General features: G+C 60.6%; 7 protein-coding genes. 2 read left to right on the top strand and 5 right to left on the bottom strand.

The window, feature by feature from the left end; all coding sequences use genetic code 11:
• Nucleotides 1–591: 591 nt before the first annotated feature.
• On the bottom strand, nt 592–1554 hold the full coding sequence (locus N792_RS06680) for a DNA-binding protein (protein ID WP_084105494.1): 963 nt from the start codon (nt 1552–1554) through the stop codon (nt 592–594).
• A gap of 104 nt (nt 1555–1658) precedes the next feature.
• On the opposite strand from N792_RS06680, the gene N792_RS06675 reads away from it, so the two are divergent.
• Complete coding sequence (locus N792_RS06675; RefSeq protein ID WP_036193686.1) at nt 1659–2744, top strand: site-specific integrase; 1086 nt, start codon at nt 1659–1661, stop codon at nt 2742–2744.
• Between the two features lie 26 nt (nt 2745–2770).
• On the opposite strand, the gene N792_RS06670 is transcribed toward N792_RS06675, so the two are convergent.
• The 4 genes from N792_RS06670 to N792_RS06655 form a co-directional block, all read right to left on the bottom strand.
• Nucleotides 2771–7348, bottom strand: coding sequence for a hypothetical protein (locus N792_RS06670; RefSeq protein WP_156969329.1), 4578 nt, complete (start codon nt 7346–7348; stop codon nt 2771–2773).
• A gap of 113 nt (nt 7349–7461) precedes the next feature.
• Complete coding sequence (gene gapS1 / locus N792_RS06665) at nt 7462–8904, bottom strand: GapS1 family protein (protein WP_156969328.1); 1443 nt, start codon at nt 8902–8904, stop codon at nt 7462–7464.
• A gap of 502 nt (nt 8905–9406) precedes the next feature.
• A complete protein-coding gene (locus tag N792_RS06660; RefSeq protein WP_052103589.1) occupies nt 9407–9997 on the bottom strand; it encodes a hypothetical protein in 591 nt (196 codons plus the stop codon).
• A 382-nt stretch (nt 9998–10379) separates the two neighbouring features.
• Nucleotides 10380–11536, bottom strand: a protein-coding gene (locus tag N792_RS06655) for an IS3 family transposase (RefSeq protein ID WP_156969327.1) whose coding sequence is annotated in 2 segments (ribosomal slippage) — nt 10380–11287 and nt 11287–11536 — 1158 coding nt in all. Because the reading frame shifts where the segments join, the coding sequence is not laid out codon by codon here.
• Between the two features lie 321 nt (nt 11537–11857).
• Between N792_RS06655 and N792_RS06645 the strand changes: the two genes are divergently transcribed.
• A complete protein-coding gene (locus tag N792_RS06645; protein ID WP_036193680.1) occupies nt 11858–16147 on the top strand; it encodes an ATP-binding protein in 4290 nt (1429 codons plus the stop codon).
• Nucleotides 16148–16254 lie beyond the last annotated feature (107 nt).

The raw sequence follows: 16254 nt of genomic DNA, 5'->3' as shown, positions 1-16254 counted from the left end.
TTGGTTCAGCAGACGTCATGGATTTGGGTGGGCGCTTACCGGGTCTCGTTGGCTTGGCCTTCGTCAACGCGGACTCCAATCTTGCCATATGGTTTCGGAGATGGGCGAGCTGAGCCTCAAGCGTCTCCGAACGGACTCGCTGGCTGGAAGCGTCGCTTTGCGCATCGATGACAAGCCAGCGCAGGGCATCCAGCTCCGCGCTGTGGGAGGTTTCGGCGGCACGAAGGGCTCGAGCTATCGACTCCGCCCGCCGGTTCAGATCCCGCGCCTCCTGCCGCGCCCGGTCGACTTCAGCGTGGGCACGATCCTCAGCGGCACGGAGATGTTGCGCCATGTGCTCAGCGCACTCAAGTGGGTCAGGACTCTGCACATCTCGGGTACAGAACGACCACTCAAGTGGGTACAACGACGGCGCTCTGCACTCCGGTGGGTACACCTGTACGCCTCTGACGAGCTCTTTCCCCGGAAAATTCGACTTGCCACGCGTAGAAACTGTGCTCTTAGGAGGTAGGCAGGCCTGGCCAAGACGAGCGGGTGAGTTTGTCGGCTGGAATCACGCGCGTGGGTACCGTCTGATTAGGAAACCCTAGGTTACCCGGATGGCTTGCGCTTGGTAGCGCGCTTGCCGGTGGCCCCGGCCGCCTTCCCGGCGCCCGGCGTCCGTGATCCAGGCTGGGGCTTTCGTTGGCTGCGGATCCAGGACGCTTCCAGCGCAGCCGGCAAATCCTGCAGCTTGCCCAGTTGCTGTTCCAGAGCGTCGGCCCGTGCGCGTTGGACGCCGGCGTCTTGCAGGGCCTGTGCGGCCTCCGCCTGGGCCCGGTCGCGCGCGGCGCGAAGCTGGCCCTCGCTGGATGCGCGTTCCCGGGCCGCCGCGACGACCTGTGCCTGAGCTTCCTTGGCCTCCTGCCGCGCCCGGTCGACTTCGGCGTGGGTGCGGTCCTCGACCGCGCGGACGTGCTGAGCCAAGTTATCGCGCTCAGCGCGAGCGTTCTCCTCCCACAGGCGGAGCCGGGTCTCCAGCTCCTGGCGCGTCGACTCCAGTTCCGTCACCCGCGCCAGCGCGGTATCGCGCTGGGCGCCAAGGTCCTGGCCTTGGGTCTGGAGCTGGTTCACCAGCCGCTGCAGCTCAGTGGTCTGGGCTACGGCGACGCGCTCCGCTTGAGAGGCGGTTTCAGCGGCGTGGCGCAACGTTGCGGCCTCGGTTTGTAGCGCTTCGCGATCCTGATTGAGCTCTTCGCGCAGCGCCCCGATGGTGGCCCGATCGACCGACAGGGACTCATGGAGACTCCTTCGTGCGGCATCGATGGCGAGCTCCCACCATTGCCCTGCCAGCGCGGCGACCGCTTCCGGCGCTTCAGGCACGGCCAGGCGCGCTTGATGCCCCTGCAGCCGAGCACCCAACGCCTGCCACCAGGTTTCCAACCACCGGGTCACGGTGTTGGGCGAGCCGGTGCCGAGATGCGCTCGGATCCGTTCGATCGTCGGCCGTTCGCCAGCGGCGACCAGTGCGTCGGCCGCTGCGTGGACGTCAGATTCGGTGATGCCACGTGCCATCGAGGTGCCTCCTACGCGGGCGCCCTACTCGGTTGATTCCGTACTGGTGATAAGTGATGATTATCGTAAGTACGAACCCTACTTCATAGCGTACATTACATACTATGAAAAGAAATAACACACTCCCCGCCACCGCCACCGCCGCGACCGCCACCCACCTTGTGCTGCCCGATCAGCTCGCCCAGCAAGCCGCCGACGCGGTCCGCGAACTGCTGGCCGAAGCGGCCGCCGCCAACACCACGCGCAGCTATGCGACCGCCCTGCGCTACTGGGCCGGCTGGCATCAGGGCCGCTACGGCGTCGAGTTGACTTTGCCCGTCAACGAAGCGGTGGTGATCCAGTTCCTGGTCGACCACATCCAGCGCAAGAACAAGACCGATCTGGTCAGCGAGCTGCCGCCAGCACTGGATGAGGCCCTAGTGGCGGCTGGCCTCAAAGCCAAGGCGGGGCCGTGGAAGCTTTCGACTGTCGTCCAGCGCGTGGCCGTGCTGTCGACGGCGCACAAGCTCAAGCGCCAGGCCAACCCCTGCGAGCTGCCCAGTGTCCGCACGCTGCTGAGCCGGGCCCGGCGTGCCGCGGTCAAGCGCGGCGAGCGCCCGACCAAGAAGACGGCCATCACCCGCCCCGAGCTGGAGGCCATGCTGGCCACCTGCGACAACAGCCTGGAAGGCCTGCGTGACCGTGCCCTGCTCTGCTTCGGGTTCGCCAGCGGGGGACGCCGCCGCAGTGAGATCGCTGCGGCCGACATGCGGGACCTGCGTAAGGTGCGCGAGGACGGCTACATCTACCGGCTGGAGTACTCCAAGACCCAGCAGGCGGGGGTGAAAGCGGATTCGACGCCGGACAAGCCGATCCTGGGACGCAGCGCCGAGGCGCTCACGGCTTGGCTTGAAGCCGCGGGCATCGACGAGGGGGCGATCTTTCGGCGTATCTGGAAAGATCGGGTCGGCCCTGCCCTGCTCCCGGGCTCAGTGGCCGCGGTCGTGAAGCGCCGGGCCCGGTTGGCCGGGTTGGTGGGAGATTTTGGGGCACACAGTCTTCGGTCGGGGTTCGTCACTGAGGCCGGTAAGCAAGGCATTCCGCTGCCGGCCGTCATGGCGATGACTGAGCATCGCTCGGTAGCTAGTGTGATTGGGTATTTTCAAGCGGGCGCGGCGGAGGACAACCCGGCCGCTCGCTTGTTGAAGTAGTTTGGTTGCCTGATCAATGACGAATGTTACGGGAACAGGAATTCCTTCTCTGGCGGCTTCTCTCCGAAGAGCTTTTTCTTCCGCTTCGAGCAGCCGCACTGGTAGCGGTTCTTCAGCTGGCTCTCAACGCTAGGCCAGAACAGACGATAGGAAACGGAAGCCGCCCCGTCGTCCCTGCCAAAGACATCAAACCGTCCATCGACAACCTTGATGAACAAGACCGAGAAGCGCCAGAATTCCTCAGGAGTCGGCGCTTCGAGCATTTTTGCGTGCCAGTGCATCGCCCATGCATGGCGCTCGTACGCGTATGCAGCCGTGGACTGCGCGACTCCAATAAAGCCCGGCGTTCCTTTGTACCGTGCCAACACGACCTCGTTGGCCTGTCCCTGGCCCGACAGTCCCGTCACCATCAGTGCCCGAGCCATTCTGGACGGCTCTCCGCTCTCCAGATTCTCCCCGACGTACCGCTCCAAGATCGCCTGTTTCCCGCTCCAAAGCGCGGTCAGCACTTCCAGGGCGAGTTCGTCGTCGTTGAGGGCGCCGTCCAAGCGACGGGAACGGATGGCGTCAAGCAGAGCGTGATCCTCGGCCGACCACAGGGCCAGTCCAGCTAGTGGCAGTCCAATACGACCGAAACTGTTTTTGACATATGGTTCGCTTCCGTGCAGCGTTTCGAACAGGCGAGCCGCCAGATCGGGATTCCAACCGGCGATCGCATGCGCCAGCAGCAGCCCTAGGTTGTGGACGCCGCCATGACGAGCCTTCGGCAACTCCAGAAACAGGTCCGCCCAGTCCTCCGCGAGCCCTCTATCCGCTTCGGCAACCTTCTTGAACTCGCTAAAGCGCAACCTGTCCAGGACGATCGCCGCGTCCGCCGCTGTGAGCTTCGCCTTGAAGACGTCGAAAGCCGCATGGGAAAGCCGTTGCTGCTCCTCGAATCTGTCGTTCTCGCCCTCGTCATCGCGCATCAGTTCCGTCAGGTCGTTGCGTTCTTCTGGCCGCGCCGAGACGTGGTAGCGCGCAGGCTCGAGATTGTCTTCGCACCGCTGGTTTATCTCGATGACGGGCACGGCAACATCCAGTTCGAAGCCGGCCGCTTTCCTGATCGAGGCATCGATACATCGCGCAACCGTGGCGCCCGCATCGCCGCCGAGCCTCTCCACAGCCTGGCCATAGAGCTCGGGAGCTATGCGGTCAACCGCATCGCCACAGGTCAGCATTCCAAGACTGGCCGCCTCCAGGACCACATGGGACCCGTACCACGCTTCGTAACCGCCCCTCCCGTCGAGGTTCTTGGCGGACCACCCGCTCTTCACCACCGACTCGATCGCGCGTTGGTCGCCAGCGTTCAAGGCCATGTACAACGTGAGCGCACGGACCGTCTCCACCTCGCTCCCCATGAGCTCGGGGAAGCGATCGAGAACGCGATCGGACAGGAGAGTGTCGGAATGGGCGCCGAACGCGAGGACGACTACCAATGCGCGCTCGTCTCCGCTATGAATTGCATCCAGCAGCAACGCTTCATATGTTGACTGCTCAAGCGACTTGGCGAGGTATAGAACGGAAAGCAACGGGTTGCCTTCCGTGTGCGGCGACAACAGGGCCTTGACCTGCTCATCGGCGCTTAGCAGCGGAAACGCGGCCAGCAGGAAATACTGCGCGATGAAATGGGGCTCGTTTCCCTTGAGCGCTGCCGCAGCGCTGGCGATAGCTCCAACCTCTACGCTAGAAGCTATTTTCTTGGCCTGTGCCGCAGTCAGAAGCGCATTGTGGTGACCCATCTCAAAAGTTCCCTGGCGCAACGCCAGCCCTTTGCGAGAGATGACATGGCGGATGAACTCCCGGTGCTTTGCGATTGCCACCGACGGTTCGAATCGCGCCAACCCTGTCCTTGCATCCGCAAAATGCAAATCGTCGCTGGATGGCCCCATGAACAAGCGGATCTTCGCGACATCGATGTCGGCGTAGCCCTTCGCCGTTTCCGTGATGTTGTCCGGCCTCTGGCTCTCCGGGTCGCAAGGATCGCTCGCACAGTACCTCTCGACGCGACGCCACCCCTCGAATGCTGGCCGATCGGCAGTCAGTTCGAGCAGCAGAGCCTGCTCCTGGAGTGCCGCGGCAGGATCTCCTGTCGCTCGCAGGAGATTCACGTGCGCCCACTTGCCCGTTCGCGACACACCGGCATCGGCGAACATACTGCCCGCCGCCACTATGGCATCGCGCGCTTCCGGCCAGTCGACGCGATTAAACCGGATCAGATGGATGAACTGGTCGTAGGGACAGGAGAACCCCATGTTCAGCGCACCGGCGAAGCTCCAGTGGAGCAGCGCCCTCGAGAACGGCGCGACCGGCTTTCCCGCGATCAGCGCCAGGGCGAGGTGCGCGAGGGCATCGACATCGCCGTCGTTCCTCGTGAGCTCGTCCAGCAGCGAATTCTCGGTCGGTGAAAGCGCAACGATCTTGGCCTCAATCTCCGCCTGCCGCTTGCGCCGTTCCTCCTCCACCTTGCCCGCATCGCCACCGGAGCGGATGGAATACATCCTTGCCTCGGGAGCCAGGGAATAGTGTCCCAACCATGATTGTAGGATCGGAATCATCGCCGTCCATGCAGAATCCCTCTGCTTCGCGGCATGCAGCGCAAACCGCACCCAGTCGAAGTTGGATGGATTGTCGGGGGCCAGACACAGTTGGCGGGCCGCCTGCATGAAAACGTCCGGCCGGCCTTCGGCCAGCAGGCAGAACGCCTGAAATTCGTCGGCATTAGGGTTCTGCAATCCGGCGAAGGCGCACGTGATGGCCGTACCGATCTCCACCGGGCACTCGCCGTCAAGGCAGGAAATGGTAAGCGCGGCGAGCACCGCGTCGAACGTCCGATCGAGGGAGGCGATTGGTTCGATCATCGCCTCGATTGCGGCCGTCAGGTCGCGCCCATTGCGCCTGGCCGTGCGCAGTTCATCGACGATCGCGAAGCCCAATGCGAGCGTGAGACCGCTTTCATCCAGCCGGTATCGCGTCGGATCATCTTCGAGCTGGATGAAGAACCGTCCGTCCGATACCGCTTCCAGACCGCCGTCGAAGACTTTGAGGTCGTCAATCTGCTGCCTGTCGATCCTCTTCAGAATCGCATATGCATGCTCCCTGAGTGCGCGTGCGAAATCGTGTGCCGGACGCGGAACCGGGTTGTCGCGTTCACCGTAGATGCGCATGTGCTCGAAAAGCAGCCGGCTGATGTTGAGTTGTTCGAGCTGCCTGATGTGCGATCCCTGCAGCAGTTCCAATGCGATCGCAAGTAGTCGGGGATTGCGCAGCGACGTGGCCACCGTCTCGGGCAGTTCGTCTGCGCGTATGCCGTGCCCGTCGAGAATCAAGTCGCGCTCGGTCTCTGTCCACTCCGGCACGGTAATCACTACGGTGGATGCAATCAGGCGTCTCTTCACGTGCGCCGAGTAGTGCGCGGTGCGCGTGGTGAGCACCAGCTGTCCGCCCATCCTGCCCAACTCGTGGCTCATGTCGTTGGCGATTCGGGCCCAGTCGAGTTGCGGCCGCTGGTTCATCCCGTCGATCACGACCACCAGGCGAGGCGAGGCGGGCGTTTCTGTCTTGCGCCACCTGTTGAAGGTCCGGAGCCATCGTGTAACAGCAGACTCCGATTTCCTGCCGCCAGTCTGCGCCACAAGCTTGTCGATCAGCAGGCCGACGACATCGCCGACCGCTGCAGCATCGCTGAACTCATCAGCCGTGAACACCACCATCAACGGCCGGTCCGTCTGCGACAACCAGCTTTGTGCGAACAACCACGACTTGCCGTTTCCTTCGTCCCCGACGATGACGGCAATTTTTCCGGCTGGCCGGGATGCAAGGAACGAATCCATTTCGGAGACCAGCGACTCCCTCGGCAACGGGTTGCCCAATGCCACATCGCCGGGGGCCAAGGGTTGCCGGAGATGGCGTTTGGCGCGTTGCTGGCTGCCGAAAACGTCCTCGAGCCAGTGGCGATTGTTGCGCACGGCCAGCGAGGTGCCGATTGTCGGCTCCCGAAGCAACCCACGGATGCGCGCGGCATGTCTCGCAAACCGCTCGTCGTCTTCCACTGCCTTGAGTGATGCCAATGCGTTGGCATGCGCTCCGCACTCGTCTCCCGCGTTGCGGCGGATGAACTCCGCAGTCGCCTCTGTGGCCATTGCCAAGGCGACCGCGAGTGCCGGCAAATCCGCCCTGCTCCAGTCCAACACAAGTGTGCTGATCCCGTTTCTTTCGCCAATTTCCAGAACGTTGTCCGCAAGTTGGGTACTGACGGACGTCGTCGCGCCAAGTACCCACAGATCGATATCGCTACCGCCCTCGACCGTTAGTTCAGCAATCTTGGCAATGACTTCGTTTCTCGGGATTTTGCGATCGTAGCGTTTCGCCTCGAAGCAGATGGCGTCGTCCTCGTAAACCGACTTGCCATCCATGCCGAACTGCGATCCGCTGCCGGACAGGCGGAACGGCACTCCCGAAATTTCGGCAAGAACAGCTGCCAGCAGCCCCTCAAACCCACCTACCCCGGTGGCGGGAAGCTTGAGCAGCATGGCTCGTAGATCCGCGATTGCCTTCTTGTCCACTTCAAAGTCCTGAACTGCGTTGTATGTGATTAGCTCAATGTCGCCGTCGTTGCCATGAGTTGTGGGTCGGAGGAGGCCGCCATTCGGCCTGGGAACGAGCGAGCCATGCGCTGCTACTGCCTCAGGCGATTGGCGGCCCATTGGATAACCGCTGGTGCGTCGAGTGGGGCTCGGCGTCCCATGACGTGTTGCTCCAGAAGCAGCTTTCGCGCTCCAGGATTGTCGTTGTCGGCAACAATGTCGCATACCACCTGGCTAATCGGGACCTGCTGCGTTTTCGCTAGCGCCACGATGGACTCAAACTCGAAGGCACTTGGAAAGAGCATGCGTGCCGGCGTAAGAACATTCGAATCCCAACGGGGATGAGCCCATTCCGTTGTACCAACTGTTAGCTCCCTCAGTGCAAGTCCGTCGGTGACCACGACTTGCTTGAAAGTCACGCACAGGAAGTAGATCGCGTTTCTTCGAAGATCGGCCGGAAGTCGAGCCACGGTGGCAATGGCTTGGTCAACCGCACGCAACAAGGACGTTCTGAGTCTAGCCGCCAGTTCCTCGGGCAGATTGTGGTAAAGCTCGTCGTAGTGCCCTTCGATGCCCTTCGCATCAATCAGGACCAATGCATCATCAGAGGCTACTGCGAAATCGACCACTTGCCCGACGCCGATAAGGCGCCGGCTGAGTTCGTCCTCCCGAATCACCTGTACGTTCAGGTCTTCCAGAACTTCTGCTAGGTAGTTCTCGAATGCCGGCCCGAACTCGTTCATGAAGGGGCGAGAATCGATTCCACGAGCTAGGTCGAACAACACCGTCTCCAGCAACCGGAACAGCAAGATCGGATGGATGCACACAGGACCTAGATTGCGACTTGCAATGAAGGGGGTACGAACCAAGGGGGACTGCTCGCATACCTCAACTTCGGCAGGTGTGTTCCTGGCTTCCATGTCGGAGAATTCCCGCTGAAGCTGTGGCACCGTCCGGTCGAGGATCTCTCTCACGGCCACCCAATGCTCACGGGTCCGAGGCGTGCCCGGCCGTAGTTCCGACAACGCGGGCCGATCCAACAGATCTCCCGCGTCGGCCACCATGTGCATCATGACCACGGAAAACTCTGCAGGTGTGAGGCCGTATCGCTGCCGAAAGCGCTCTGTGGCCGCCGAGCCGACCATGAGCTCCCCGAGGATTCGGAACTGCCGTGGGATAGCGCTGGTATCAAATTTACGTTGCAACCAGATCTGCTGAAGCGCCATTCGACGCATGAAGATCGTCGGCTGCCCTTCGACGCGAAGCAGATGCCCCATCGCATCCCAGGTTGTTTGCACTATGGAGTTGATGTCTTCGTCCGAGGGATCAGGGCGATCATCTTCTGGGCGCCATCCTGCCAAAGCCCACTTAACGATCAGCAACCAAACATAGGGGAGCCGCTCGAGCCACGGCATCCCATCACTGGGCTCTCGATTCAATTCCCTGTGCGCCACATCGATAAAAGCCAGTGTGTGACGTGCGCCGATGCGATCCTTGACCTGCCGCAATAGTGCCCGTCCCTGTTCGATCGTCATCAAGTAGCTCTTTTGGGTTCCAGCATCAACTATCGAGCAAGCTCGGACTGCGCCATCACGTGGCGGCAGAAGGTTTGAGTGAGGCAAAGGTAGCAGGAACAATTTGGAGTTCAGGGCGGAGCTTGGACTGTGCGATTAGGGCCACAAGCCTGAATATCCGACTCGGGTCGAAATCAGCCCCCCCCTACCCTCGATAAATTTTCCTTATCCCGTTCCGGCGACGCCCGATTCGTTTTTCGGCCTATTCCGCTGCAAAGCTCAGTTCTGGAGCCGGAGCGCCGCTTTACCGCGCAGCCGGAACTAGGATTGTTAGATCCGGGATGAAGCAAATGCGGCCGCGTAAGCGCCACAATGTCTTAGATGGACACAGCAATTTCCGCTTCAGGTCCTTTTGGCATCAACCACGCCGCCATCCTTCGCAGATTCTGCGCAGTTGCCGTCACTAGAAGCTTGTCGCGGGCGCCTTTCAGACGACACAAGTCATCACGGGGACGACGTGGCATCACTCGCCATCGTCTCTGTGCATTTGCAAACCGGTTGCTACTTCAACATAGTGACCCCCACCCAAGTCCACCTCGTAGGTCTCTTGGTTGCCAGTAAAGTAGTTCTCTCTCCCTAGAGTGCGGGGTTCCGGCCTGGGAAGCTGGCGGGGTGATTGGCCGTGATTCTCAAAGTATCGAATAATGTCGCTATCACATTGGTAGCGGCTCATGCCTCCGTGGAGCGTGGTCTCATAGGTCACACAGGAGCTGAAGTATCTTCCAATGAAATCCTCAACCAAGTCAGCCATATGACATGGGCTTACTTCAAAGCACTCACTGGTGCCGCTTGTACTAAAGTGCGGTAGCGGCTGGAATCCAAGGCCCCACTTAAGGTGATTGAGTAGACTGGCTTCGATCTCATGGACGCTGCCGCGAACGATCTGGAAGGCGGCGTAGATGAAAAACCCCGGATTCTGCGGGGACCTATGGCGATCGATCAAATTTCGAGTTGTTTTTCCAACTTTCGACTGACAAATGATGTTGATATCGCCGCCGACGTATATCCAGTTCTCATCGCCATATCCGCTCTCCATGTCGATGTCAAAACTCATGCGATGTGTCCTTATCTTGGTTCGGATAGCAGCTAAGTAGGCAGTCTGCAGCAAGGCGTCAGTCTGAACACAATTTGACACCACTTTACCTCGTACAGTCCCCGACTTTAATCCGGCGATGTACGGTGATCGATGTCAACTTTGGGTATGGAGCTGCCCTTCCCCACCCCGATAAACATCCCTAATCCACCACCCAGCGGGCATCCACCGGACCACCAATCGCGCGGTACGTGAATCAGTCTCGGCTCTTCTCCATGAATGAGCGCCTAGTCGAAATGCTTTGGTGACGCATCTGTCCTGCCGAGCATCGGACGTGCATCTAGCTCCATGAGTGCCGCGATCCAACACACAGTCAGGCCGACGCCCTCTCTTACACGGGGTTCTACCCCGTTTCCACGGACGGTTTGATTAAGGCCTGGAACTCCCGATCACGCCGGGCATCTCTACGACGCATTCGCGGGTTGTGGAACCGCTCCAGATAGTCGAACAGATCCGCCCGCGCCTCGTCCCGGGTCCGGTAATGAGTGCGGTGCACGCGCTCCCGTTTGAGCACCCCAAAGAATCCTTCGCACGCCGCGTTGTCGCCGCAATGGCCGACCGCGCTCATGCTGCAGACCAGGGCGTTGCCGCCCAGAAACGTCTGGTACGTGCCGCTGATGAACTGCCCGCCGCGATCCGAGTGCAGGATCACGTCGTTCTCGCCTTCCCGCTGCCACACCGCCATCTGGACGGCCAGCACGACCATGTGCCGGTCCTGGCGATGGTGCATCGACCAGCCCATCACCCGCTTGCAGTACAGATCCAGCACGACGCACAAGAACAGCTTGCCCTCGATCGTCAGGATCTCGGTGATGTCCGTCACCCACTTGGTCTCGGGCTCGACGGCGTCGAAATCGCGTTCCAGCAGATTCTCGACCCCAACCGGTCGACTGCCCGGCTTCTGGCCAAAGCGACGCTTCTTGCGCTGCGGCCAGCCCTGAAGCCCATTCGCCGCCATCAGTCGCGCCACCCGGTTGAGGCTGGCGCTTTCGCCCTCGTCGCCCAGATCTTCGTGCATGCGCGGCGCGCCGAGCACGCCTTTGCTGTCCTCATGCATCTCCCGGATACGCACCAGCAAACGCGCATTGTCCTGCGCCCGCGGTCCGGGCTTGCGCCCGGACCAGGCGTAGAAGCCGCTGGTCGACACTTCAAGGCAACGGCACATCATCCCGACGGGATAGTCGCTGCGGCAGTACTCAATCACCGCGTACCGTTCGGTGACTGCTTCGCGAAGTACGCCGCCGCGTCTTTTAAAAAATCACGCTCCTTGGTCACCCGCGTCAGCTCGCGCTTGAGGCGGGCGAGTTCCTCGTCGCGCGGGGTTCCACCGCCAGGAAAGGCTTTGGTTCCGCCGGCATCGGCCTCCCGCACCCAGCGGGTCAGCAGCGCCGGCCCGACCCCGACCTCCAGGGCGATCTTGCGGCAGCTCGAATTTGACCGCCGGACCAGCTCGACGAGCTCGTGCTTGTACTCAGGGCTGTAACGCTTGCGCTTGGACATGGACACTCCTCTGATCCAGTATGGATCTTAGTGAAAGTGTCCGCAGAATCGGGGTAGAACCCGATCGTCGACCGCGTATCCAATCCGTGAGAAGGGACACCTAGCGGCCAGGAGCGGACGCTTTGTGTGTCTACGAATGACCGATCGATCCACACTCCCATGCCCGCCCTGACGGTGATGGCCGACCATAGATCGGTGGCGAGTATTGGCGGCAACTCGAAGCCGGTGGTGCAGTCGATATCCGGCTGCAGTTGCTAGGGCCGCGGTACCAGGGGCCCCGCGGATACTACTATCTACGGAAACTCTTTGACCGGTTGACCCATGGCGACGACAGCTCCAGATCTGGAACGCACCTTTTTCGATCTACCAACCGATGAAAATACCCACATGGAGACAGCCGAGTTCTTGGCTGATCTCGCCATTGGGGGAAGGACGGACTGGTCCATCCTGCTGGAATCCGAGCGCGTCCTGATCGTCTCAGAAGCCGGCATGGGAAAAACCTACGAATGTCAACGCCAGCAGAAAAAGCTGTGGGAGGAAGGGCGATCGGCGTTCTTTGTGGAGCTGGCTGTGCTGGCGACGGATCCGCTGGAAAGACAGTTCTCCACCGAGGAGAAGCAGCGCTTTGACAATTGGAAAGCGGCGCAAACCGAACGCGCATTCTTCTTTCTGGACTCGGTCGACGAGTTGAAGCTCACCCAGCGCTCTTTCGAAACAACGCTCAAGCAGTTCGCCGTAGCCCTAGGCGACAATCTTGGTCGAGCATGCATCGTGCTGACGACACGCCCGACCGCACTCGACTTGAACGTCGTTCGAAACCAGCTTCCGACCTCACCATTACCGGATGTGTTTGTGCCGGAGGATTACTTCGCCAACGTGGCGATGAGCGTGGACAAAAAGAAATCGGCCGAGCGATCAACTCCGGAATGGCGATTTGTTGCCCTCTCGGCGCTAGACGAGAAGCAGATGCGTGCGCTCGCAGCCACCCAAGGCGTGAATAATCCGGATGTACTGCTAGCCGCGGTCAATGCCCACCATGCCCACGACTTCGCGAAGCGTCCGTTGGATTTTCTGGAGCTTTGTGGCGACTGGAAGGTGCACGGGCGCATTCGCGCCCATCACGAGCAGGTGAACAGCAGCATAGATATCAAGCTGCGGGCTCGTGGCGATCGGCCGGAACGAACGCAGTTGCCGCCACAGCGTGCACGCGACGGGGCAGCCCGTTTGGCCCTAGCCGCCATGCTCTCCCGAAAATTGACGCTCTGGCACAGCAGCGACAATGACCGTGGTCGTGGGGACGCGCCCCTGGATCCGGCCAAGATCTTGGGTGACTGGTCAGACGATGAAGTGAAAACGCTGCTCGAACGTCCCTTGTTCGGCTTCGCGACCTACGGACGCGTTCGATTCCACAACCGATCCATCATTGAGTTCTTGGCGGCAGAGCGGCTCAGGTTGCTCGTGGATCGTGGATTCCCCATCCGGGCGTTGATACGCCTGCTGTTCGCCACAACACCGGAAGGCCAGCGGATCGTCAAGCCTTCCCTGCAGCCCGTTGCAGCCTGGCTTGCGCCCCACATCTCGCCCGTTTGCTCCGAATTGCTCGAGCATGAGCCGAGTGTCCTTCTGCGATATGGCGATCCCTGTTCATTGAACCTGACACTGCGGACTCAGGCGCTGGAGCGATACGTTCACATGTACGGTGCCGGCGGCTGGAGAGGTCAAGGGATTCCGAATCTGCAGGTGCACCGCCTGGCGACGAACGATCTCGGCGAGGTCATCGCGCGCCTTTGGGCGGGTGGCGTCAACAACCCTGAGGTTCGGGAGACGCTGCTTGAACTGATCGGCGCTGGGCAGATAATTGGCTGTGCGGACATCGCCAATGGCGTTGCAACCGCTCCGGGCAAGGATGCGCACGATCGTTTGAATGGACTGCTGGCGCTCGCGCAACTTGAGGATTCGCGTCTGCCTGCGTTGCTGGATCTGATCGCCTCGTCGTCGCCGGATTGGCCTGAGGACCTGGCGCGGTCAGTCATCTTCCACCTGTTCCCTCAGCAATTATCGGTTCCACAACTCGTCAAGACGCTTGCACGTCTGACTCCGAAATCACGTGAGATCGGAGGTATTTCAACCATGTTGCCGTTGGCAATCGCCAAGGCGAATTTGGAGCCAAGTGCATTGGCGGAGTTGCAGTACGGACTGGCAGAACTGGTGTCCAACAGTTGCCGCTGGCACGACCAGCACTATCGAGTCACATCCGGCCGCAAGGATTTGGTCCCGGCGCTGCTGGTTGCCAGTCGGCGCCGACTGGAGATGGGGGAGACCGACTCCGATCTATTCGACTCCATCGCCTTGGCCGGATTACTGGCGAGGCCTGATCATGATGCGACCGCAGACATCAAGACCCTGAGAGCTGCCCTCACTGACGCGCCAAGCGAAGTACGGGCTGCCGTGTTCTGGGCCAATGACCGCCTGGTCAGAGCGCACTATCCGAAAGGTGACTGCGAGCCATTCTTTTGCCTTCACCAGTTCCAGTCGCATGGCGCATACCAAATCGAACTGCAAAAGGATGCCGATTGGGTGCTGGGCACGCTGTCTGATGCATCCAGGTCACTTGCTGATCGCGGAGTCACTCTGGAGATCGCCCTTCGCTACTCAGGTGACCATGCAGATCGCTTGGCATGGTTGAAGCAGCTCGTTGCGATATCCAGCGACAGTGAAGTGTTGGAGAGCCGGGTCAAGGGGTTCCTGAATGCGGTAGAGCATCCCGGCCCTCCCCCGGCATGGCAAATAGAGGACGAAAAGCGAAGGGAGAAGTCGCACCGGAAGCACGCCAAGGATCTGGCCAGCTGGAAGCTATTCTGGCGAGAACTGGACAATAATCCGGAGGCCGCCTTTTCGGAGAGTCGCATCGGTAACACCAGTTGGAACCTTTGGCGTGCGATGGAGAAGGACTCTCGAGATCATTCGTTCTCCGGATGGAACCGTGGATTCATCGAGCGTGTCTTCGGCAAAGACATGGCGGATCGCTTCAAAGCCGCCCTCGCGGTGGCGTGGCGCAAGGATCAGCCCACCCTGAAGTCGGAGCGGCCGGCCGATCAGCGAAACAGCTATCAGATGGGATGGAGCATGGGGCTTGCTGGTCTCTATGCGGAGTCAGAAGACGCCACATGGGCATCCAGGCTCACGGCGGAAGAAGCAAGCCTTGCATGCCGTTACGCGTTGCTGGACCTGAATCGATTGCCTCCCTGGCTCGAAGCTGTTGCTCAGGTGCATCCAGCCGTTGTGGATGCAACGATCGGGAACGAGCTCTGGGATGAGCTGGAGAATGCGGACGCGAAGCACTCGATGCTCCTGCAGGAAGTCTCCCATGCATCCCCTTCAGTCATCTCCCTGTTTCTCGGCCGCATTAGGTCTTGGCTGAAGGATTCCCTTGCCAAAGGAGACGCTTCAACGTTGGAGGCCGACAAGGTCGGGCGCGCGGCGACCCTTCTGCTCGACCATGGAAGTGATGAAGACGCCGTCTACATGCGGGCAACAGGGGTATCGAAGTTGCAAGGAACCCCGGAGCCATCGGAAATCTTGTTCTGGCTTCCGATCCTCACGCGCTTGGATCCTACGGTATGCGTCAATGAGATGGGGCGGCTGGCCGAGACAATTCTGCCTTCGCAGCAGTCGCCGGTGGTTGACTGGCTCTCATCACTCTTCGGGCACAGATCCGATCTGGATCTATCGAAATTCGAGGCACAGCCTGAATTGCTATTGCGGCTTGTCAGGCTGGCCAATCGGCACGTCAGGCTCGAAGACGATCTGAATCATGACGGCGTCTATTCACCTGGCCCTCGAGACCATGCGCAACACGCCCGGAGTGTCCTGGGCAGCGCGCTATTGAGCATCAAAGGGCCCGGTGCATGGGACATCAAGATGCAATTTGCCGATGACCCAGAAGTCGCGCATTACCGCGACCGCATCCGGGCGATTGCCCTGGAGAGGTTGGCGGAGGACTGGGATGGCGTCGTATTGAACGAGGCCGACGTCGTGCGGTTGGAGCGGGAGCATGATTACTCGCCAACCAGCCGCATTGAGATGGCGGCATTGCTCGACACAAGACTCGCCGACATGGAAGATCTTCTGCTCCAAGATACGTCACCACGTGAGCTCTGGGCAACGATTAAGGTCGAACGATTGCTGCGTCGTGCGCTGGCGGCGGAACTGCAGAAGATGGCCCGGAGCGCCTACCTAGTGAATCAGGAAGCCGTGACGGGCGACGAGAAAGAGTCCGATATTCGCCTGGCCTCTACCGCGGCACCTCTCGAAGCAGTGATTGAACTCAAGATCGGCGAAAACGGCTACTCTTTTTCCGATCTGCGGGAAGCGCTCCATACACAGTTGGTTGGAAAGTACATGGCACCGGAACACCGACGGGTGGGTTGCCTGTTGATCTCGATCGCGACCGATAAATTCTGGAAGGATCCGGATACCAGAGACCGAATCGAATTCGAAGAGGTAATAGCGCGCTTGGACGCCGAAGCGAAGACATTGGCGGCCAACTTGGGATACGGAGCGTTTCTGGCCGTCAGGGGCCTCGACCTGCGCCCAAGGAAGACGACATAATCCTGCTTTAACACCCGTGCCAAATGTCCGCCTCGGGTCGGGAGCTGCCACTTAAACGAACGTCGGCTCCCGGCCAGAAGCGAACATTCAAGTGGTGGGTCAAGGAT

It is taken from the genome of Lysobacter concretionis Ko07 = DSM 16239 (genome assembly GCF_000768345.1).
GTDB lineage: Bacteria > Pseudomonadota > Gammaproteobacteria > Xanthomonadales > Xanthomonadaceae > Novilysobacter > Novilysobacter concretionis.
Note: the sequence above shows the minus strand (reverse complement) of the source record. Positions and strands in the feature narration are given on the sequence as shown.